The organism is Mesorhizobium sp. KR2-14 (genome assembly GCF_040049255.1).
Lineage (GTDB): Bacteria > Pseudomonadota > Alphaproteobacteria > Rhizobiales > Rhizobiaceae > Pseudaminobacter.
In genome coordinates this window covers 651,817-670,417 of sequence record NZ_JBDZDR010000002.1, presented here as the reverse complement: position 1 = coordinate 670,417, position 18,601 = coordinate 651,817, and the positions used below count along the sequence as shown (strand labels likewise).

The window sequence follows — 18,601 nt, the reverse complement described above, 5'->3', positions numbered from 1 at the left end:
CCAGCTCTCCATTTGCCCTCTGCTGCCCCCGGTAAGACGCCATCTCATGCTGCCAGTCGCACCTTGAATTAATTGAACGTTCGTTTTATTATTTTCCAGCAAGGGAGCAGTGGATGGCGCGAACGACAGGCTCCGACGGTGGAAGGACGGAAGCCGCCATTCGGGACGCGGCGATCAACCTGATGGCGCGGTTCGGCTATGAGGCCGTCTCCATGCGCCAGCTTGCCGCCGAGGTCGGCGTTCAGGCCGCCGCCCTCTATCGCTACTTCCCCACCAAGGAAGAGCTGCTGTTCACGCTGATGCGCGAGCACATGGAAGGCCTGCTTGCGGCCTGGGAAGCGGTGCGCCCGGCCACCGACGATCCGCGCGCGGAGCTTGCCGCCTATGTGCGCAACCACATCCGCTTCCATGTCGAACGCCGGCATTCGACCCATGTGTCCAACATGGAGCTTCGCAGCCTTTCGCGCGATAATTTGACCGCGATCCTTCGGCTGCGCACTGCCTATGAAAAGGAACTGCGCCAGATACTGCGTGACGGGACGGAAGCCGGCGTTTTCGACGTCGACGACATAGGGCTGACGGCAATTGCCATCATTCAGATGATCACCGGCGTGATTGTCTGGTTTCGCCCCGACGAGCGGCTCTCGGTGGAAGAAGTGGTCGAGACCTATCTTGCCATGACCATGCGCCTGACCGGCGCCGAAAAGCCTGGGGAGCGCGCCCATGTACACGCAAATGCTTGATTTCGGTTTGGGCGAGGAAATCGATGCTCTTCGCGACATGGTGCGGCGCTTCGCCCAGGACAGGATCGCGCCGCTGGCGGCGGAGATAGACCGCTCCAACCAGTTTCCGTCGCATCTGTGGGCCGAGATGGGCGCGCTCGGCCTGCTTGGCATCACCGCTTCGGCCGATATTGGCGGAAGCGGCATGGGCTATCTCGCCCATGTCGTGGCAATGGAGGAGATTTCGCGCGCTTCCGCCTCGGTCGGCCTGTCCTATGGCGCGCATTCAAACCTCTGCGTCAATCAGATCAACCGTTGGGCCACGCCCGCGCAGAAGGAGAATTTCCTGCCGCCGCTGTGCTCCGGCGAAAAGGTCGGCGCGCTCGCCATGTCGGAAGCAGGCTCGGGATCGGATGTGGTTTCGCTGAGGCTGCGCGCCGAAAAGCGCAATGACCGCTATGTGCTCAACGGCACCAAGATGTGGATCACCAACGGCCCAGACGCCGACACGCTGGTGGTCTATGCCAAGACCGACCCGGAGCAGGGGTCGCGCGGCATAACCGCCTTAGTTGTCGAAAAGACCATGCCCGGAGTTTCCGTGGCGCAGAAGCTGGACAAGCTCGGCATGCGTGGCTCCAATACCGGCGAACTCGTGTTCGAGGATGTCGAGGTGCCGTTCGAAAACGTGCTGCACGAGGAAGGCGCGGGCGTGGAGGTTCTGATGTCGGGCCTCGACTATGAGCGCACCGTGCTGGCCGGCGGGCCGCTGGGCATCATGGCCGCCTGCCTGGACGTGGCGGTTCCCTATGTGCGAGAGCGCAAGCAATTCGGTCAGCCGATCGGCGAGTTCCAGCTCGTGCAGGGCAAGCTTGCCGACATGTACACGACGATGAACGCCGCGCGCGCCTATGTCTATGGCGTGGCCGGCGCCTGCGACCGTGGCCACTCCACCCGCAAGGACGCGGCCGGCTGCATCCTCTTCGCCGCCGAGAAAGCAACGCAGATGGCACTGGATGCGATCCAGCTTCTGGGCGGCAACGGATATATCAACGACTATCCCACCGGCCGCCTGCTGCGAGACGCCAAGCTTTACGAGATCGGCGCCGGCACCAGCGAAATAAGGCGCTGGCTGATCGGCCGCGAGATGATGGCGGAGAGCCTCTGACATGCCTGTCATCCAGTCCCAGCTTTCCCCCTCCTCCGACACCTTCAAGGCCAATGCCGAGCACATGCGCACGCTGGTGGCCGATATTGCCGAGAAGGCTGCCATCGTCGAGGGCGGCGGTTCGGAGGAAGCGCGCAAGCGCCACACCGCGCGCGGCAAGCTCCTGCCGCGCCAGCGGCTTGCACAGCTGCTGGATGCCGGTTCGCCCTTTCTCGAAATCGGCCAGTTCTCGGCCTGGAACATGTATGGCGGCGATATTTCGTCGGCCGGCATGATCGCCGGGGTCGGCCGGGTCGAGGGGCGCGAGGTGATGGTCGTCGCCAACGACGCCACCGTGAAGGGCGGCACCTACTATCCGGTCACGGTGAAGAAGCATCTGCGGGCGCAGGAAATCGCCATGCAGAACAACCTGCCCTGCGTCTATCTGGTCGATTCCGGCGGGGCGAACCTGCCCAACCAGGACGAGGTATTTCCGGACCGCGAGCATTTCGGCCGCATTTTCTACAATCAGGCCAACATGTCGGCGGCGGGCATTCCGCAGATCGCCTGCGTCATGGGCTCCTGCACGGCTGGCGGGGCCTACGTGCCGGCTATGTCCGACGAAACTATCATGGTGCGCAACCAGGCCACCATCTTCCTGGGCGGCCCGCCGCTGGTGAAGGCAGCAACCGGCGAGGAGGTGACGGCCGAGGAACTGGGTGGCGCGGACGTCCATACCCGGCTTTCCGGGGTGGCCGACCACTACGCGATGGACGACGCGCATGCGCTGGCGATCACAAGGCAGATCGTCAGAAACCTCAATCGGAAAAAGACGATTGGGCTCGATCTAAAGAAGCCGATCCCGCCGCTCTACGCGCCGGAAGACATTTATGGCGTCGTGCCGACCGACACCCGCCACCCATACGACGTCCGCGAGATTATCGCCCGCATCGTCGACGGCTCCGAGTTCGACGAGTTCAAGCAGAACTACGGCACCACGCTGGTGACCGGCTTTGCCCATATCCACGGAATGCCGGTGGGCATTCTCGGCAACAATGGCGTGCTGTTTTCCGAAAGCGCGCTGAAGGGCGCGCATTTCATCGAACTGTGTTGCCAACGCAAGATCCCGCTGATTTTCCTGCAGAACATCACCGGCTTCATGGTGGGGGCGAAATACGAGGCCGGCGGCATTGCCAAGGACGGCGCCAAGCTGGTGACCGCAGTGGCCACCGCACAGGTGCCGAAACTCACCGTCATCGTGGGCGGTTCCTTCGGGGCCGGCAACTACGGCATGTGCGGTCGCGCATTTTCGCCTCGCTTCCTGTGGATGTGGCCCAACGCGCGCATCTCGGTCATGGGCGGCGAGCAGGCCGCAACCGTGCTTGCGATGGTCAAGCGCGAGGGCATCGAGCGCAGGGGCGGCACGTGGACCGAGGAGGAAGAAGCTGCATTCCGCGCGCCGATCCTCGAAAAATATGAACACGAGGGCCACCCGCTTTATTCCTCGGCGCGGCTCTGGGACGATGGCATAATCGACCCGGCAAGAACCCGCGACGTGCTGGCGCTAAGCCTTTCGGCCACGCTCAATGCACCGGTGCCGGACACGAAATTCGGCCTATTTAGGATGTAGCGTCACTCCGGCGCGGGCTCGAAAGAGCAACCTGACGACGAAGGAGCCTGACATGACTGCCAATCCGAGCAAATTTGTCTGGTATGAGCTGATTACCAGCGACGTCGATGCTGCAGAGAACTTCTACAAGACCGTGGTGGGCTGGGAGTCCGAGCCCTGGGAAAGCGGCGGCGAGATGCGCTACGTCATCATGAAGGCGGGCGATACCGGGGTGGCCGGCGTCATGGCCACTCCCGCGGAAGCGGCCGGCATGAAGCCAGCCTGGATCGGCTATCTCTACTCCGCCGACGTGGACGCGGCCACCGAAAGCGTGCGCAAGGCCGGCGGCAAGGTCATACGCGAACCTGAGGATATTCCAGAAATCGGCCGTTTTTCCGTGGTGACCGACCCGCAAGGGGCGTTGTTCATGATGATCACGCCCAAGGGCGAAGGCGGTACGCCGGCCCCGCAGATGACTCCCGGCCATGTCGGCTGGCACGAGCTTCTCGCGGCGGACTGGAAAAGCGCTTTCGACTTTTATGCCAGCCAGTTTCACTGGACCAAGGGCGACGCGGTCGACATGGGAGAGATGGGCACCTACCAGTTGTTTGCAGCCGGTGGCGACGCGATCGGCGGCATGATGACGAAGCCGCCGCAAATCCCCTCACCTCCCTACTGGCTGTATTACTTCAACGTTGGTGACATCGACGCGGCCGCAAAGCGGGTCGCCGAAAACAATGGCAAGGTTCTGATGGGGCCGATACAGGTGCCGGGCGGTGCCTGGATCGTACAATGCACCGATCCGCAGGGCGCACTCTTCGCGCTTGTCGGCAGTCGGGCCTGACCGGCGAGGCCGGACGTTTCGGGAGGGTTGATGTTCAGCAAGATTCTGATCGCCAATCGCGGCGAGATCGCGGTTCGCGTCGTCCGTACCGCACGGCGCATGGGCATTCGCACCGTCGCGGTCTATTCCGACGCGGATGCCGGCTCTCTGCATGTGGCCATGGCCGACGAGGCGGTGCATATCGGCGCCTCGCCTGTCGGCGAGAGCTATCTGCGCGGCGACAGGATCATAGCGGCAGCCAAGGCCACCGGCGCCGAAGCAATCCATCCTGGCTACGGCTTCCTTTCCGAAAATCCGGACTTTGTTGAAATGGTGGAGGCGGCCGGACTGGTGTTCATCGGCCCCTCGGCTGCCTCCATCCGCGCCATGGGCCTGAAAGATGCTGCCAAGCGCCTGATGGAAGAGGCAGGTGTGCCCGTTGTGCCTGGCTACCATGGCGAAGCGCAGGACATCGTTCTGCTGTCCTCCAAGGCTCGCGAGATCGGTTATCCGGTTCTGATCAAGGCGCGTGCCGGCGGCGGCGGAAAGGGCATGCGCCGGGTCGACCATCCCGACGATTTCGCCGATGCGCTATCGGGTGCGCGGCGTGAAGCGCAGGCTGCGTTTGGCGACGACCGCGTGCTGATCGAGAAATACGTCGAAAAGCCTCGCCACATCGAGGTTCAGGTCTTCGGCGACAATTTCGGCAACGCCGTCCATCTGTTCGAGCGCGACTGCTCCGCGCAGCGCCGGCACCAGAAGGTGATCGAGGAAGCCCCCGCCCCCGGGATGACCGCCGAGATGCGCCAGGCCATGACAGAAGCGGCCGTGACCGCGGCCAAGACGATTTCCTATTCAGGCGCAGGCACCATCGAATTCATCGTCGACGCTTCCGGGGGGCTTAAGCCCGACCGCTTCTGGTTCATGGAAATGAACACCCGCCTGCAGGTCGAGCACCCGGTAACGGAGATGATTACCGGCATCGATCTGGTGGAATGGCAGCTTCGCGTCGCGGCTGGTGAGAAGCTGCCGAAATGCCAGGAAGAGATCGCGTTCTCCGGCCACGCCTTCGAAGCGCGCATCTATGCCGAAGATCCCGAGCGTGATTTCCTGCCAGCCATCGGCACGCTGCACCATCTGGAGTTCCCGCAGAAGGCTCCGGCAGGCTCACCCGTTCGCATCGAGACGGGAGTGCACCAGGGCGATACCATCTCGCCCTATTACGACCCGATGATCGCAAAGCTCGTCGTCCACGCTGATGACAGGCGTTCCGCCCTTGACGCATTGGCGGATGCGCTGAAGGAGACCCGAATTGCGGGCTCTGTTACCAATGTCGGCTTCCTGGCCGCGCTTGCGCAGGACGCGGATTTCACCGCGGGCGACGTCGACACCGGCCTGATCGGACGCAAACAGGCGGCGCTGACTGCCAAGCGCAGGCCCGATGCCGGCAGCATCGCCCGTGCCGCTCTGGCGGCCTCCGGCATAACGCCAACGGAGACATCGCCTGACGATCCATGGGCGGCACTTGCGGGTTACAGCCATTTCCATCCGATCGAACGGCAAGTGTCCCTGCATTTCGACGCGCAGGAACACGCGGTCGCCCTTGTCACCCTCGCGGACAATCGCTTCGCGGTTCGTGTCGACACCGCCGCCCCCATCACCCTGTCGCGGGACGACCTCGCCGCAACCGCGCTGTGGCCGGGCCATGTGACGGTTTTCGGAAACGGCGCTTCCTTTACGTTCACGGTGCCCGATCCCTTCGCGAATGCAGCCGATGCAGAAGCGGGCGTCGGCAGCATGCGCGCGCCGATGCCCGGTCTCGTCAAGCTCGTGCGGGCTGACAAGGGCGACACCGTGAAGAAAGGCCAGCCGCTGCTGATTTTGGAAGCGATGAAGATGGAGCACACCATCGCGGCCCTGCATGACGGGACCATTGCGGAAATCGCGGCTGAAGGCGCGCAGGTGACGGACGGAACCGTGCTGGTACGTTTCGTCGAGCAGGCAGGCGCCTGAGGCACAACAAGTCCGAACTGTCGAAACGAAAATGGCCGGGACTAGCCCGGCCATCTCGTCAAATCGCCAACATGGCGCCCGGCATTACTGCTCGATCGGAGCGTACTTGCCGTCGTGCCACTGGTTGATGTCGTAGGCGGCGTTCTTGAGGTCGCCCTTCTCGTCGAACACGACCGGGCCGACGACGGTATCGATCGCCTCGCCGTTCTTCAGCGCCTCGGCGACCTTCATCGGATCGTCGGTGCCGGCGCGCTCGATGCCCTGCGCGAAGGCCTGGATCACGGCATAGGAGAACAGCGTGAAGCCCTCCGGCACGAAGCCGCCAGCCTTGATCTTCTCCGCCGCTTCCTTGGCTTCGGGCTTGGCCTGCGGGTCAGACGGGAACACGAACATCGTGCCTTCGCCAGCCGGGCCGGCGATCTGCCAGAATTCCGGCGAGGCGATGGAGTCCGGCATGATCAGCTGGAACTTGAAGTCCTGCTCCGACGACTGGCGCAGAATGAGACCGGCTTCGGGGTGGTAGCCGCCGTAGTAGACGACGTCGGCCTTCATGCCCTTCAGCTTGGTGACGAGCGCGGAATAGTCCTTCTCGCCGGCGTTCAGGCCCTCGTAGAGGATTTCGGTCAGGCCGCCTTCGTTCATCGTCTTGCGAACGGCGTCGGCCACGCCCTGACCGTAGGCGCTCTTGTCGTGCAGGATAACGACGTTCTTGCCGGCATACTTCTTGGCGATCCACGGGCCGATGAAGGCGCCCTGGGCGTCGTCGCGCGTGTAGAGACGCATGATGGTCGACCAGCCCTTGGCGGCCGCATCGTCCGTCATGATCGGGTTCGACGAAGCCGGGCTCATCATCAGCACGCCGCTCTCGGCATAGACGGCCGAAGCCGGGATGCTCGAGCCCGAGCATGCGTGACCGTCGATGAACTTGATGCCGTTGGCGACGATGCGGTTGGCCACCGACACCGCCTGCTTCGGATCGCAGACGTCGTCTTCGATCGCGATCTTGACCTGGCGGCCCATCACGCCGCCCTTTTCGTTGATGGCCTTTGCCGCGGCTTCAGCACCCTGCTTGAATTGGTCGCCGATGTTGGCGAGCTGGCCGGTCATCGGTCCCACCACAGCAAATGTAATGTCGTCGGCGCGCGCAGCCTGCGCCGCCAACACGAAGCCGACCAGGGCGGCTCCGAGCAATGATTTCTTTATCACCTTAATGTCCTCCGATATCGGCATGGCGCCGAAAGCCACCTTGTTTATCCCAGGCTACGCGGAAATATCATTTGCGGCGGTGGCGATGCAACACGCCCACACCGACAATCAAACGCAGAAAGCCGCGCGGCATATTCTTGCTGCGCGGCTTTCTGGTTGCGCGCATCGAACGCGTGTCCCCCGCCAGATGCGATCAGTTGCTCATTCGGTGCACGGCTCGCCCGCCTCCAAGCTGCCGCGTTCTCTGGTGGGGCGTTGCCGTCTTCGCGGCTTTGGCCCATGTCATGTTCACTTGCCGAGCCGCCGGCTCAGTGCATCGTCATCCATTCGCGCGCTTCACGCAGCGCCCGGGCAATCTCGGGCTTCGACATCGAACCCGAAAGCTCGGCGCGAAGTTCGGCTGCACGGGCCGAGCCCTTGATCGCAGCGATGTTGAACCACTTGTGGGCGGCGACGACATCGATCTCGCAGTCGCGGCCGGTGGCATACATGATGCCAAGCTCAAGAAGAACATCGGCCTGTGCAGCGGTTCCGATCGCGCCGACGCCGGCCTCCATCATTTCAAAGCGTGCCATTTTGAAGGTCCCTGTCCGTTGCTGGAGAGCGGCCTCTTTTTGTGGTCGCGGGCTGCTCTTCCGATGCTTCGAAGGATGAACCCGAGGCTTGAATTCGCCGTTAAATCGCGTGCTTAATTTGGCGCAAACAAAGTTCAAACAACTGGTAAATGACTGAATTCATTAAGGATGCAAACCCGCGAAACCGCTGGGGTTTCCGGAAAATTAGATGAAAATTCACGCCTCAAGCGGAAACTCTTTCCTAACCACGAATGCGGTGAACTTGCGCTGGATACTCCAACATTCCTCCCGAAAAAACGTCCGGAGCCCCCTGCAAAAACCCTTCTCTCCTGCCGTTGCGGCAGCGCTTTCGTTTTCCGAGGCGTTGGATTAGCTTACGTTTGCGTAAGCGGCCGATGCCGGCGAGCTCGGCCCGCCACGCCTAAGGGAGGACATGGATGTTTCGCAAACTGAGCATGGCTATTGCCGCTTTGACGCTGATGGCAGGCGCCGCATATGCCGACCCGATCGAGGGCAACTGGAAGACGCAGAGCGGCGAGACCGCAGCGATAGGAAACTGCGGAGGTGCTTTCTGCATCACGCTGAAGACCGGCAAGCACGCCGGAAAGCAGATCGGCAAGATGAGCGCCAGCGGCGAAGGCAGCTATGCCGGCTCCATCACCGACCCGGCCGACGACAAGACCTACAAGGGCAAGGCCAAGCTCAACGGAGGTTCGATGAAGATGAGCGGCTGCGTGTTTGGCGGCCTGATCTGCAAGAGCCAGAACTGGACCAAGCTCTGACGAGAGCCCGGATACCGATCAGGAGCCGGCCCGCGAGCAGCCGCTGCGCGGGCCGGGTCATTTAAAGGTCCATCAGGCGCGGGCGCGCTGGCCGAACAGGATCTTTTGCGCTTCCTTGTCGGTCGCAAGGTTCTGGCGCTCGCGTTCTTCCTTGCCGACATCGATGCCGCGCCGCACCGCAGGCCGTGCCTTCATCGCCTCGAACCAGCGCTTGAGGTTCGGGAACTCGTTTAGGTCCTGACCCTGGCGCTCGTAGCCCATCACCCAGCCGATGCTGGCAATGTCGGCAATCGAATAGTCGCCGGCGAGGAATTCCCGATCGGCCAGGCGCTTGTTCATGACGCCGTAGAGGCGGTTGACCTCGTTTGTGTAGCGCTCGATCGCGTAGGGAACCTTTTCGGGCGCGTAGACGCGGAAATGGTTTGCCTGGCCGGCCATGGGGCCCAGCCCGCCCATCTGCCAGAAAAGCCACTGGTCGACCTCGACGCGCTGGCGTTCATCGGCGGGATAGAGCTTGCCGAACTTGCGGCCGAGATACTGAAGAATGGCTCCGGATTCGAACACCGAGATCGGTGCGCCGCCCGGCCCCTCGGGATCGATGATGGCCGGCATGCGGTTGTTGGGCGAGATCTTCAGGAAGGACGGCTCGAACTGCTCGCCGCGGCCGATGTTCACATATTTCACCGTGTAGGGAACGCCCAGTTCCTCGAGCATGATGGAGATTTTCCAGCCGTTCGGCGTCGGCCAGTAGTAGAGCTCGATCGGCTTGGTCTGCGTCGTCATGAAGTGGCCTCCAATGTCTCACTCGGGGTCTCCTGCACATAAGCAGGCCCCGCGCAAACACAAGAAGCCGTTTCGTAAACGGCGATTAATAAAATTGAACCCAAGATGAATGGACCTATCAGAGGCCATTCAGCCGCGCTCAGGCATTGTCATCCGCATTGAAGGAGGCGCGGACAATGCTTGCTCGTCGGTTCACGATCGTCTGTCTGCTGATGGCGCTGTTCGGCATGTTCTTTTCGATGCTCGTAGCGCAAAGCCACTCGCCTCATTCATGGGAGCACGGCGCGGTTCGCCCCTGCTTCTTCGAAACCGGGCTCGTTTGCGCCGTTGGCCGCCATTGAGATGCCGCATTCCTCTGCGTAAAGAAGCCCGCTCATGAAAAAAGCCTTCGAACTTTTCCCGACATTCTTCACGCTGCTTCCTCGCGCAGCCCTGCTCGTCGGCCTGGTTGCAGGCCCGGCGCTGGCCGTTCCGGCCGCGCGCTCCGGCGCCGGCGCAACCATCGAAGCACCTGCGGCCAAGAAAACCGGTGCCGGTCTTTTCCTGCTGATGAGCCTGCAGCGCTCCAGCTGACAAAATACTGCAGGGTTTCGCGCGTACCCTCTCCCAAGAGCAACGGCGAAACTCTATATTGGGTCATGGAAAAGAGAATCTATCCGGAACCCATTGAAACGATTTCCTGTCCAGAGCCTTTTGGACAGCAGTTTTTCTCGGACGCTGCCGAAGCGGTGAGCGCTCTGAAGATGCTCTACAAGCGCAACACCACGTTCTTGCGCAGTTCTTTCGCTTCGCTGGCAGAGACTGGCGACACCAACAAGCGTTATCGCGCGTTCTACCCTGAAATCAGGGTGACGACTTCTTCCTACACGCAGATCGACTCCAGGCAGGCCTATGGCCACATGCCCCTGCCCGGGCGCTATTCGACGACGATCACGCGCCCCGACCTCTTCGAAAGCTACCTGATCGAGCAGCTTCGGCTGATCATGCGCAATCACGGTGTGCAGGTCACCATTGCCGAGAGCTCGACGCCGATCCCGCTGCATTTCGCGTTCTTCCAGGACGCGAACGTCGACGGCTCGATTGCCGAGCGCCTGAAGCGTCCGATCCGCGATCTGTTTGACGTGCCGGACCTCGACGGCACCGACGACCACATCGCCAACGGCACATTGGAGACCTTGCCGGGAGAACCGCGCCCGCTGGCGCCATTCACCGCCCAGCGTATCGACTATTCGCTGCACCGGCTGGCGCACTACACGGCGACGGTGCCCGAGCATTTCCAGAATTTCGTGCTGTTCACGAACTACCAGTTCTACATCGACGAATTCTGCGCCTATGCCCGCGGGCTGATGGCCAATGGCGGCGGAGGCTACGAATGCTTCGTCGAGCCGGGCAACATCGTTACCATGGCCGGGCAGGCCGCGCCGGCTGAAGGCGCTACGCTGGCGCGCATCCCGCAGATGCCCGCCTACCATCTCAAGAAGCCCGGCCACGGTGGCATTACCATGATCAACATCGGCGTGGGGCCCTCCAACGCCAAGACGATCACCGACCATGTCGCCGTGCTGCGCCCCCATGCCTGGCTCATGCTCGGCCACTGCGCGGGCCTGCGCAACACCCAGGCTTTGGGCGATTACGTGCTGGCGCATGCCTATGTGCGGGAAGACCATGTGCTCGACGACGACCTGCCGGTGTGGATTCCCATTCCTGCGTTGGCCGAAATCCAGGTCGCGCTGCAGGAGGCGGTGGCCGAGGTTACCGGCCTTTCCGGCTACGAACTGAAGCGCATCATGCGAACCGGCACGGTCGCCACGATCGACAACCGGAACTGGGAACTGCGCGACCAGCGCGGCCCGGTGCAGCGTCTCTCGCAGTCCCGGGCGATTGCACTGGACATGGAATCCGCCACCATCGCAGCCAATGGCTTCCGCTTCCGGGTGCCTTATGGAACCCTGCTCTGTGTTTCGGACAAACCGCTGCATGGTGAACTGAAGCTGCCGGGAATGGCGACGGAATTTTACAAGCGGCAGGTTGCCCAGCACCTGAACATCGGCATCAGGGCCGTGGAAAAGCTTGCGGAAATGCCTATGGAACGGTTGCATTCGCGCAAGCTGCGCAGCTTTTCGGAGACGGCGTTCCAGTAACGCCGCCTCAGCCCGGCGCGCGTATTCGTGCTGGCGGCAGCAATCTAACGACGCGGCGCGTGCGCCGCCGAGTTACGCCCAACGGGCATCTTGAACGACGCGTATTCTTGCCGATAAGGACGGGCATGGACACGACGCTCTTTCGCACCAGGATCGGCCTGGCAGCACTTGCCGCCGCTCTCGCGCTCTCCGTTCCGCTGGTCGCGGGCTTCTTTAACGCGCTGCATCCGGCCTTTGATTCATTCGCGCACTTCCGCGTCCATCTGGCCGTGATGATGGCGCTCGCCGCCTTGCCTCTGCTTGCCGGGCGCTTCTGGAAAGTGGGCGTCATGACGCTCGCCTTCGCCCTGGCCGCCACGGCAACGGTCTCGAGTTCGATGCGTCTTGCGGGGCTTGGATTCGTGCATGCCGGGCCTGCAGCGAAGGATGGCGAGCATCCCGTCTACAGGCTGCTCCAGATCAATCTGCGCTATGACAACCCAGAGCCGAACAAGGTCCTGTCGCTAATAGGCCGTCTCCGCCCGGACGTCGTTACATTCGACGAAGTGTCGGACATGTGGAAGGAAAAGCTGGCGCTTTTGTCGTCCGCTTATCCGCACCAGATCTTTTGCCCTTATCCCAACTCCGTTTTCGGCGTTGCGATCCTGTCGGCCAGACCGTTCGCCGAAGGGGCGGAGGCAGAGTGCTATGAGCGTGGCTCTCTCGCCATAGCCCCACTCGACTTCGGCGGGCGCGCGGTCGATGTTGCAGCCATTCACCTCGGCTGGCCATGGCCGTTCGAACAGCCGCGGCAGATACCGGCGCTGTCGGGCCCGCTGTCCATGCTCGGCCAGACGGCCTTGCTGGCCGGGGACTTCAACGCAACCCCGTGGAGCAGAACCGTGCAGCGGGTAAGCGCAATGGGTAAGCTGACGCTGGTGCCGTCCGTCGGCCCGACCTGGCAATGGTACCGGCTGCCGGATTTTCTGCGTTTCGCCGGCTTGCCGATAGACCAGGTGCTCTACAAGGGAGACGTGACGAATCTCTCGATCCGGACCTTGCAGGAGGTCGGATCGGATCATCTGCCGGTATTGGTGGAATTTTCGCTCAAGACCGCCCCTCCGCTCGGGGAAGGTGCGGAGACAGCAACGGCTGCTGCCGAGGCAGCACGCCTGCTGTAGCTCGCACTGCGTGCGAGGTGTCGCAAATACCGGAAATCGCCCCCGCTTTCCGGTCGCCGCCTCAATCCCCCAAGACCTGAAGCAGCGGAAAGCCGGCAGGGCTTGATGTAGCCCTGCCGGCTTCGGCGGTATATTAGTTCTGTGCCATCAGGCCGGAGACCAGCTTCTCGACGTTGCCGCCGAAGTGATGCTCGCGGGCGTCGAACTGCCGCTGGCGGCCTTCATAATTGGCATAAACCTGCTGAACGCGCTGACGCACCTGAGCCTGGGTTCTTGCGCAACCCGGATCGTTGGCGTTCGCAGCGCTTGCAACTGCTGCCTGTGCCGCGTTGACCATGTCCTTGGCGATGCGGCCATGCTGCTCCTCATGGACGCGAACGCCCGCGAAGAACTTCTTCCAGCGCTGCTGGAGATCAGGCGACACCTTCCCGGCGAGGCGCGGAAAACGATAGGTGATGTAAAGGGTCGCGTCGGCGCTCTTCAGCCGGCAGCTGCCGCCCGACTTCGACCAGTCCATGTTCCACTTCACGTCGTAACGCGTCGCGGCCATGGCCCGGGCCTGCAAGCCCTGCCGTGGACCGTTCTGATTCATGGACTTCATGATTTCCGCACCGTTTCTACCGGTGACGGCATAAGTTTCAGTCTTGACGACTACCTTGGTTCCGGCATGGGCGAAATTCGCCCAGCCGCAGGCAAGGGCAAGCACTGACATTCCAATGATACGCATGGCTACACACACTCCAACTAGGGGGGTGGCCAAAAAAGCACATCGGAACGTTTATTTCAACAGTTTGTTAACCATAAAAATCTACATATTGGGGTAGACAGGCCCTTCTCCGCCCTGCGGGGGCTGCCAGTTGATGTTCTGGTTCGGGTCCTTGATGTCGCAAGTCTTGCAGTGGACACAGTTTTGGGCGTTGATGACGAACTTCGCATCGCCGCCTTCCTCGACCCATTCATAGACGCCAGCCGGGCAATAGCGGCTCGAAGGCCCCGCAAAAACGTCGTGCTCGGAGCGCTTCTGCAAGGCCATGTCCTGGACCTGCAGATGGATCGGCTGGTTCTCCTCGTGGTTGGTGTTCGACAAAAACACCGAGGACAGCCTGTCGAAGGTCAGCACGCCATCCGGCTTGGGATACTCGATCTTGTGGTGCTTTGCGGCCGGCTCGAGCGAGGCAGCGTCGGTCTTGCCGTGCTTGAGCGTTCCAAAGGGCGAGATGCCGAACAGCGTGTTCAGCCACATGTCCAGCCCGCCCAGACCGACGCCCACCAGCGTGCCGAAGCGCGACCAAAGCGGCTTGACGTTGCGGACCTTCTTCAGGTCCTTGCCGATCTCGCTTCCGCGCCACTCGTTCTCGTAGCCCGCGATCTCGTCATGGCTGCGGCCATCGGCGATCGCCTTGGCCACATGCTCGGCAGCCTGCATGCCCGACAGCACCGCGTTGTGCGAACCCTTGATGCGCGGCACGTTTACGAAGCCTGCCGAGCAGCCCATCAGCGCGCCGCCCGGGAAGGTCAGCTTCGGCACCGACTGCCAGCCACCCTCGGTGATGGCGCGTGCGCCATAGGAGATGCGCTTGCCGCCCTCGAAAGTGCCGCGGATCGCCGGATGCGTCTTGAAGCGCTGGAACTCCTCGAACGGCGCAAGATAGGGGTTCTTGTAATTGAGGTGGACCACAAAGCCCACGGCAACCAGATTGTCCTCAAGGTGGTAGAGGAACGAGCCGCCGCCTGTCTTCATGTCGAGCGGCCAGCCGAAGGAGTGCTGCACCAGGCCCGGCTTGTGCTTTTCCGGCGCGACCTGCCAGAGTTCCTTCAAGCCGATGCCGAACTTGCCGGGCTCGCGGCCTTCGTCCAGCTTGTATTTGGCGATCAGCTTCTTGGAGAGCGAGCCGCGCGCGCCCTCTCCGATCAGCACATACTTGCCGAGCAGCGCCATGCCGGGCGCGTAGTTCGGCCCATGCGAGCCGTCGCGCTCCACGCCCATGTCGCCGGTAACCACACCGATGACTGCGCCTTCATCGTTGTAGAGCACGTCGGCAGCGGCGAAACCCGGATAGATCTCGACGCCCAGCGCTTCCGCATGGCCGGCCAGCCAGCGGCAGACATTGCCCAGCGACACGATGTAGTTGCCGTGATTGTTCATCAGCGGCGGCATCAGCATGTTCGGCAGACGCACCGATCCGGCAGGGCCAAGCACGAGGAAATGGTCGTCGGTCACCGGCGTCTTGAACGGATGATCGGCCTCCTCGCGCCAGTCGGGCAGAAGCTTGTCGATGCCGACCGGATCAACCACTGCACCGGAAAGGATGTGAGCGCCCACTTCGGCGCCCTTTTCGAGCACGACAACGGAAAGCTCGGGATTGACCTGCTTCAGCCGTATGGCGGCTGAAAGGCCCGCCGGCCCCGCGCCGACGATGACCACGTCGAATTCCATGCTTTCGCGTTCAATCTCACTCATCAAGTCCTCCGCACCACTGCTTGGCCCTCAATCAGGCATCCTGCTGGCTTTCGGGCTCCCATAGCGCATCCGAAAGCGACGCGAAACCGCGCAACTGACATATTGCGGAGTTTGCACCAGCATATATTTTTCCGTCGGGGAACCTAGTCACCATTGACGTTTACGTCAAACACTTGCGCACTGGCCGCCCCCTAATTCACGAGTTTGTGCAGGGGCCCGTTCTCCGTCATACTCCGTCCATGCGTCACATCGAGCCTGCCCGGTCCGTATCGATGCGTTTTGGCGCGGCGCGACACGCCGCAGCGCCCTGGTTGCTCTTCATTCTGCTTTTTGCCGCAACTCTTCTCTTTTCCCGCCCCGCCCAACCGGAGGATGCGCCTGCAAGCAGCCCTTGGGTTGCCGGCGGCTATTCCTTTTCCGACGAACTGGGCGGCTTCCGGATCCTGTCGGCGAAAGGCAGCGGCACGAAATCGGACCCGTTCGTCATCTTTGAGGAATTTTACTCCGCCAGCCCGGTGACCATGACGATCCGCGCAATAAAGCCGACCCGCGCTTTCGATTTCTCTGGGGACTATGCCAATGGCTTTCTCAACCTGAAGCTGGAAGTCTTGAACGGCAGCGGGCAGCCTTGGGTCGAGTTTGAATTCGAGCTCCAGGAAATCCTTGACCAACCAAGCACGTATGGCGACGGCCTCTCCTTCGACCAGCGAGGCAGCGATGCCGATGCGATCACGTCGGAGAACTTCTCCGCCTCCAGCCGCCATTTCGAGCCTTACGATCGACTGCTGTTCCGCGATGGCAAGATCGACCCGCGACAGACCGGCTCATTTGGCTTCCTGATCACCGATTACACGCCGACGAGCGTATTTTATCTGGTGCAGGACCCTCGCATCCCTTCGACCTGACTTGCATTCGCGGCCCGCGCGGAAGATTGTAGGACATGACTTCCAGCCCCATACATGAGCAGCCCGGCCTGCGCGAGTTGCTCGCCTTCTATTCGGAAGCCGGCGTCTATGAGGCGCTGGTGGAAGAGCCGGTCGACCGCTTTTCGGAAATTGCTCAAGCCGCCCCAGGCCAGGAGCCGCGCATGTCGGCTGCGCCGGAGAATCGAAGGCCGGCCGCAGCCGATCGTCCGCGCGCGGCTGCCCAGCGCCCGGCCCCTCCGCCCGCGCCAGCCGCCAGCGCTGCGGTGCCCGATGAGGCTCAGGTAGCGCTTGCACGCGAACTTGCGGCCCGCGCCAGCACGCTGGACGAACTGCGCGAGCAGATGGCGGCTTTCGACGGCTGCAATCTCAAGTTTACCGCCAAGAACCTGGTTTTCGCCGACGGCAACCCCAACAGCGCGGTGATGCTGGTGGGCGAAGCGCCGGGCCGCGACGAGGACATTGAGGGCCTGCCCTTCGTCGGCCGCTCGGGGCGTTTGCTGGATCGCATGCTGGCGGCCATCGGCCTCGACCGGAACTCGGCCTACATTGCCAACGTCATCCCGTGGCGCCCGCCCGGCAACCGGACGCCGACGCCGCACGAAACCGAAATCTGCCGCCCCTTCATCGAGCGGCAGATCGAGCTGGTGAATCCGAAGGTGCTGGTGACGCTTGGCGGGCCGTCGGCCAAGCTGCTGCTGAACACGACCGAAGGCATCTTGCGCCTGCGCGGCAATTGGCGAACGCACCAGACAAGATCGGGCACATCCATCCCGACGATGCCGACGCTGCACCCGGCCTATCTGCTGCGAAACCCCGCCCACAAAAAGCTTGCCTGGCGGGATTTCCTCGAGGTCAAAGCCAAGCTCAAGGAGCTGAGCTAGCCGGCAGCGCAGTGTGTTTTGCGGTGCGGAGAAGGCCCCCTATTTGCAGCGCCGCAAACACGGACACCGCTGCCGCCTGTGCGCCGACGAAGGCTACGCCCAACGCCGTCGGCGCCAAATGCCCTGAGACCAGCAGACCGATGCTGGCGGCAACCCAGAGCACATTGATGCCGATGATATCGATCAACGTCATCCGCGCTACAGCCGGGCGTTTCGAAACCACTACGAGAAGGGCTACAAACGGCACAAGCAAAACGCCTGCCCAAAACAGGAGTTGCTGCGGAAGCCCCAGGAGAGGCGCAAGGAACGATGCGCCTGCGATGACCAGCAGCGCGATCGCCCCGGTGGCGACGGCATCCAGCAGCAAGGCGTTGCGGATGAAAGGTGAGACGGTAACGGTCATGGCTCTGCTCCAGTTGAGGATCGCATCGGGCGGCTGTGCCCGCGCGGCCCTCAACCTGACAGGAGGATGAAACGTCGGCGATTACGCGGCAGGTAATAGAATTGGCCACGGCGTTCGAGTAGGTTCCAGGCATGGGTACGCACCAGCTTTCCGTCGGAGATCTCATTCGCGAATGGCGCATGCGCCGCCGCCTGAGCCAGCTCGACCTTGCGGCCGACGCAGAAATCTCTCAGCGCCATCTGAGCTTCGTGGAGAGCGGCCGCGCCATGCCCTCGCGCGAGATGGTTCTGCATCTGGCCGAGCAACTCGAAGTCCCACTGCGCCAACGAAACCAGCTTCTGCTGGCCGCCGGCTATGCGCCGACCTTCAGCGAAAGCACGCTCGACGACCCCTTGCTGGCACCTGCGATGGCGGCGGTGGAAATGGTGCTGAAGGGGCATGAGCCCTTTCCAGCCATTGCGGTCGACCGTCACTGGAATCTGGTTGCCGCCAATGCTGCCCTCGCCCCACTTTTGGAAGACATTGCCGACGCCTCGTTGCTGGCTCCGCCAGCCAATGTGTTGCGTCTCAGCCTTCACCCGGCGGGTCTGGCGCCGCGCATCACCAATCTGCACGACTGGCGCAGGCATCTGCTTGCAAGGCTCAGGCGGCAGATCGATGCTTCCGGCGATCCGACGCTGACGGAACTCGAACGCGAATTGCTCTCCTATCCGGGCGCTGCCCCCACCAGCCGGCCGACGCATCCGGCCACAGCCGCGATCGCGCATCCCCTGCGGCTTATGATGGGAAGACAAGTTCTGTCGTTCATCAGCACCATCACCGTCTTCGGCACTCCGATCGACGTGACGCTGTCAGAGCTTGCGATCGAATCCTTCTTTCCGGCCGATCCCGACACGGCCGGCCTTCTGCAGAAGCTGGCGGCGGAACGCGATGCAGCGGCGAAGCTTCTCACGAACTGAATCGGCCTGACGG

General features: G+C 62.4%; 19 protein-coding genes. 13 read left to right on the top strand and 6 right to left on the bottom strand.

The features are described from left to right. Positions 1-113: 113 nt before the first annotated feature. Genes ABLE86_RS07715 through ABLE86_RS07695 form a run of 5 tightly spaced genes read left to right on the top strand, consistent with a single transcriptional unit; the run spans position 114 to position 6,311 of the window. A complete protein-coding gene (locus tag ABLE86_RS07715) occupies positions 114-743 on the top strand; it encodes a TetR/AcrR family transcriptional regulator (RefSeq protein WP_348778335.1) in 630 nt (209 codons plus the stop codon). Then, entirely contained in the window at positions 724-1,887 is a 1,164-nt protein-coding gene (locus tag ABLE86_RS07710) for an isovaleryl-CoA dehydrogenase (RefSeq protein ID WP_348778334.1), read from the top strand. The genes ABLE86_RS07715 and ABLE86_RS07710 overlap by 20 nt, the downstream gene beginning before the upstream one ends. A 1-nt stretch (position 1,888) precedes the next feature. Continuing rightward, on the top strand, positions 1,889-3,496 hold the full coding sequence (locus tag ABLE86_RS07705; RefSeq protein ID WP_348778333.1) for a carboxyl transferase domain-containing protein: 1,608 nt from the start codon (positions 1,889-1,891) through the stop codon (positions 3,494-3,496). Between the two features lie 52 nt (positions 3,497-3,548). Continuing rightward, positions 3,549-4,319: a VOC family protein gene (locus ABLE86_RS07700; protein WP_348778332.1), complete on the top strand. Its 771-nt coding sequence runs from the start codon at positions 3,549-3,551 to the stop codon at positions 4,317-4,319. Positions 4,320-4,349: 30 nt separating this feature from the next. After that, on the top strand, positions 4,350-6,311 hold the full coding sequence (locus ABLE86_RS07695; protein WP_348778331.1) for an acetyl/propionyl/methylcrotonyl-CoA carboxylase subunit alpha: 1,962 nt from the start codon (positions 4,350-4,352) through the stop codon (positions 6,309-6,311). A gap of 84 nt (positions 6,312-6,395) precedes the next feature. Here ABLE86_RS07695 and ABLE86_RS07690 read toward each other — a convergent pair whose 3' ends face one another. Both ABLE86_RS07690 and ABLE86_RS07685 read right to left on the bottom strand, forming a co-directional pair. Next, positions 6,396-7,517 (bottom strand): ABC transporter substrate-binding protein, encoded by a 1,122-nt coding sequence (locus ABLE86_RS07690; RefSeq protein WP_348778330.1) that lies wholly within the window; start codon positions 7,515-7,517, stop codon positions 6,396-6,398. Between the two features lie 308 nt (positions 7,518-7,825). Beyond that, positions 7,826-8,092 (bottom strand): sel1 repeat family protein, encoded by a 267-nt coding sequence (locus tag ABLE86_RS07685; RefSeq protein ID WP_348778329.1) that lies wholly within the window; start codon positions 8,090-8,092, stop codon positions 7,826-7,828. A gap of 437 nt (positions 8,093-8,529) precedes the next feature. Between ABLE86_RS07685 and ABLE86_RS07680 the strand changes: the two genes are divergently transcribed. Continuing rightward, complete coding sequence (locus ABLE86_RS07680) at positions 8,530-8,874, top strand: DUF2147 domain-containing protein (protein WP_348778328.1); 345 nt, start codon at positions 8,530-8,532, stop codon at positions 8,872-8,874. 72 nt (positions 8,875-8,946) lie between these two features. Here the strand turns inward: ABLE86_RS07680 and ABLE86_RS07675 are convergent, their stop codons facing one another. Further along, positions 8,947-9,657: a glutathione S-transferase N-terminal domain-containing protein gene (locus ABLE86_RS07675; protein ID WP_348778327.1), complete on the bottom strand. Its 711-nt coding sequence runs from the start codon at positions 9,655-9,657 to the stop codon at positions 8,947-8,949. A gap of 176 nt (positions 9,658-9,833) precedes the next feature. Between ABLE86_RS07675 and ABLE86_RS07670 the strand changes: the two genes are divergently transcribed. The 4 genes from ABLE86_RS07670 (at position 9,834) to ABLE86_RS07655 (ending at position 12,958) form a co-directional block, all read left to right on the top strand. Beyond that, positions 9,834-9,998 (top strand): hypothetical protein, encoded by a 165-nt coding sequence (locus ABLE86_RS07670; protein WP_348778326.1) that lies wholly within the window; start codon positions 9,834-9,836, stop codon positions 9,996-9,998. A 34-nt stretch (positions 9,999-10,032) separates the two neighbouring features. Continuing rightward, positions 10,033-10,230 carry a hypothetical protein gene (locus tag ABLE86_RS07665; RefSeq protein ID WP_348778325.1) on the top strand — a complete coding sequence of 66 codons (198 nt, stop codon included), beginning with the start codon at positions 10,033-10,035 and terminating at the stop codon, positions 10,228-10,230. A gap of 65 nt (positions 10,231-10,295) precedes the next feature. Beyond that, entirely contained in the window at positions 10,296-11,798 is a 1,503-nt protein-coding gene (locus ABLE86_RS07660; RefSeq protein ID WP_348778324.1) for an AMP nucleosidase, read from the top strand. A gap of 125 nt (positions 11,799-11,923) precedes the next feature. After that, positions 11,924-12,958 (top strand): endonuclease/exonuclease/phosphatase family protein, encoded by a 1,035-nt coding sequence (locus ABLE86_RS07655; RefSeq protein WP_348778323.1) that lies wholly within the window; start codon positions 11,924-11,926, stop codon positions 12,956-12,958. A 133-nt stretch (positions 12,959-13,091) separates the two neighbouring features. On the opposite strand, the gene ABLE86_RS07650 is transcribed toward ABLE86_RS07655, so the two are convergent. Together ABLE86_RS07650 and ABLE86_RS07645 are read right to left on the bottom strand one after the other, a co-directional pair. Next, positions 13,092-13,685, bottom strand: a complete 594-nt coding sequence (locus ABLE86_RS07650; RefSeq protein ID WP_348778322.1) for a DUF922 domain-containing protein — start codon at positions 13,683-13,685, stop codon at positions 13,092-13,094. Positions 13,686-13,766: 81 nt separating this feature from the next. Then, positions 13,767-15,419: an electron transfer flavoprotein-ubiquinone oxidoreductase gene (locus tag ABLE86_RS07645; RefSeq protein ID WP_348778321.1), complete on the bottom strand. Its 1,653-nt coding sequence runs from the start codon at positions 15,417-15,419 to the stop codon at positions 13,767-13,769. A gap of 239 nt (positions 15,420-15,658) precedes the next feature. On the opposite strand from ABLE86_RS07645, the gene ABLE86_RS07640 reads away from it, so the two are divergent. Next, positions 15,659-16,324 (top strand): hypothetical protein, encoded by a 666-nt coding sequence (locus ABLE86_RS07640; protein ID WP_348778320.1) that lies wholly within the window; start codon positions 15,659-15,661, stop codon positions 16,322-16,324. A 35-nt stretch (positions 16,325-16,359) separates the two neighbouring features. After that, on the top strand, positions 16,360-17,226 hold the full coding sequence (locus ABLE86_RS07635) for a uracil-DNA glycosylase (protein ID WP_348778319.1): 867 nt from the start codon (positions 16,360-16,362) through the stop codon (positions 17,224-17,226). Here the strand turns inward: ABLE86_RS07635 and ABLE86_RS07630 are convergent. Further along, the gene (locus tag ABLE86_RS07630; protein ID WP_348778318.1) at positions 17,210-17,629 is read right to left on the bottom strand and encodes a hypothetical protein; all 420 of its coding nucleotides are present in this window, start codon (positions 17,627-17,629) and stop codon (positions 17,210-17,212) included. The genes ABLE86_RS07635 and ABLE86_RS07630 overlap by 17 nt on opposite strands. 131 nt (positions 17,630-17,760) lie before the next feature. Here ABLE86_RS07630 and ABLE86_RS07625 point away from each other — a divergent pair, with 131 nt between their 5' ends. Continuing rightward, positions 17,761-18,588, top strand: a complete 828-nt coding sequence (locus tag ABLE86_RS07625; RefSeq protein WP_348778317.1) for a helix-turn-helix domain-containing protein — start codon at positions 17,761-17,763, stop codon at positions 18,586-18,588. The last annotated feature ends 13 nt before the right edge of the window (positions 18,589-18,601 follow it).

Bases quoted from the DNA above. Each gene is read 5' to 3' on its own strand.
- ABLE86_RS07715 (WP_348778335.1), top strand. From the start codon at position 114: ATGGCGCGAACGACAGGCTCCGACGGTGGAAGGACGGAAGCCGCCATT.
- ABLE86_RS07710 (WP_348778334.1), top strand. From the start codon at position 724: ATGTACACGCAAATGCTTGATTTCGGTTTGGGCGAGGAAATCGATGCT.
- ABLE86_RS07705 (WP_348778333.1), top strand. From the start codon at position 1,889: ATGCCTGTCATCCAGTCCCAGCTTTCCCCCTCCTCCGACACCTTCAAG.
- ABLE86_RS07700 (WP_348778332.1), top strand. From the start codon at position 3,549: ATGACTGCCAATCCGAGCAAATTTGTCTGGTATGAGCTGATTACCAGC.
- ABLE86_RS07695 (WP_348778331.1), top strand. From the start codon at position 4,350: ATGTTCAGCAAGATTCTGATCGCCAATCGCGGCGAGATCGCGGTTCGC.
- ABLE86_RS07685 (WP_348778329.1), bottom strand. From the start codon at position 8,092: ATGGCACGCTTTGAAATGATGGAGGCCGGCGTCGGCGCGATCGGAACC.
- ABLE86_RS07680 (WP_348778328.1), top strand. From the start codon at position 8,530: ATGTTTCGCAAACTGAGCATGGCTATTGCCGCTTTGACGCTGATGGCA.
- ABLE86_RS07675 (WP_348778327.1), bottom strand. From the start codon at position 9,657: ATGACGACGCAGACCAAGCCGATCGAGCTCTACTACTGGCCGACGCCG.
- ABLE86_RS07670 (WP_348778326.1), top strand. From the start codon at position 9,834: ATGCTTGCTCGTCGGTTCACGATCGTCTGTCTGCTGATGGCGCTGTTC.
- ABLE86_RS07665 (WP_348778325.1), top strand. From the start codon at position 10,033: ATGAAAAAAGCCTTCGAACTTTTCCCGACATTCTTCACGCTGCTTCCT.
- ABLE86_RS07660 (WP_348778324.1), top strand. From the start codon at position 10,296: ATGGAAAAGAGAATCTATCCGGAACCCATTGAAACGATTTCCTGTCCA.
- ABLE86_RS07655 (WP_348778323.1), top strand. From the start codon at position 11,924: ATGGACACGACGCTCTTTCGCACCAGGATCGGCCTGGCAGCACTTGCC.
- ABLE86_RS07650 (WP_348778322.1), bottom strand. From the start codon at position 13,685: ATGCGTATCATTGGAATGTCAGTGCTTGCCCTTGCCTGCGGCTGGGCG.
- ABLE86_RS07645 (WP_348778321.1), bottom strand. From the start codon at position 15,419: ATGAGTGAGATTGAACGCGAAAGCATGGAATTCGACGTGGTCATCGTC.
- ABLE86_RS07640 (WP_348778320.1), top strand. From the start codon at position 15,659: ATGCGTCACATCGAGCCTGCCCGGTCCGTATCGATGCGTTTTGGCGCG.
- ABLE86_RS07635 (WP_348778319.1), top strand. From the start codon at position 16,360: ATGACTTCCAGCCCCATACATGAGCAGCCCGGCCTGCGCGAGTTGCTC.
- ABLE86_RS07630 (WP_348778318.1), bottom strand. From the start codon at position 17,629: ATGACCGTTACCGTCTCACCTTTCATCCGCAACGCCTTGCTGCTGGAT.
- ABLE86_RS07625 (WP_348778317.1), top strand. From the start codon at position 17,761: ATGGGTACGCACCAGCTTTCCGTCGGAGATCTCATTCGCGAATGGCGC.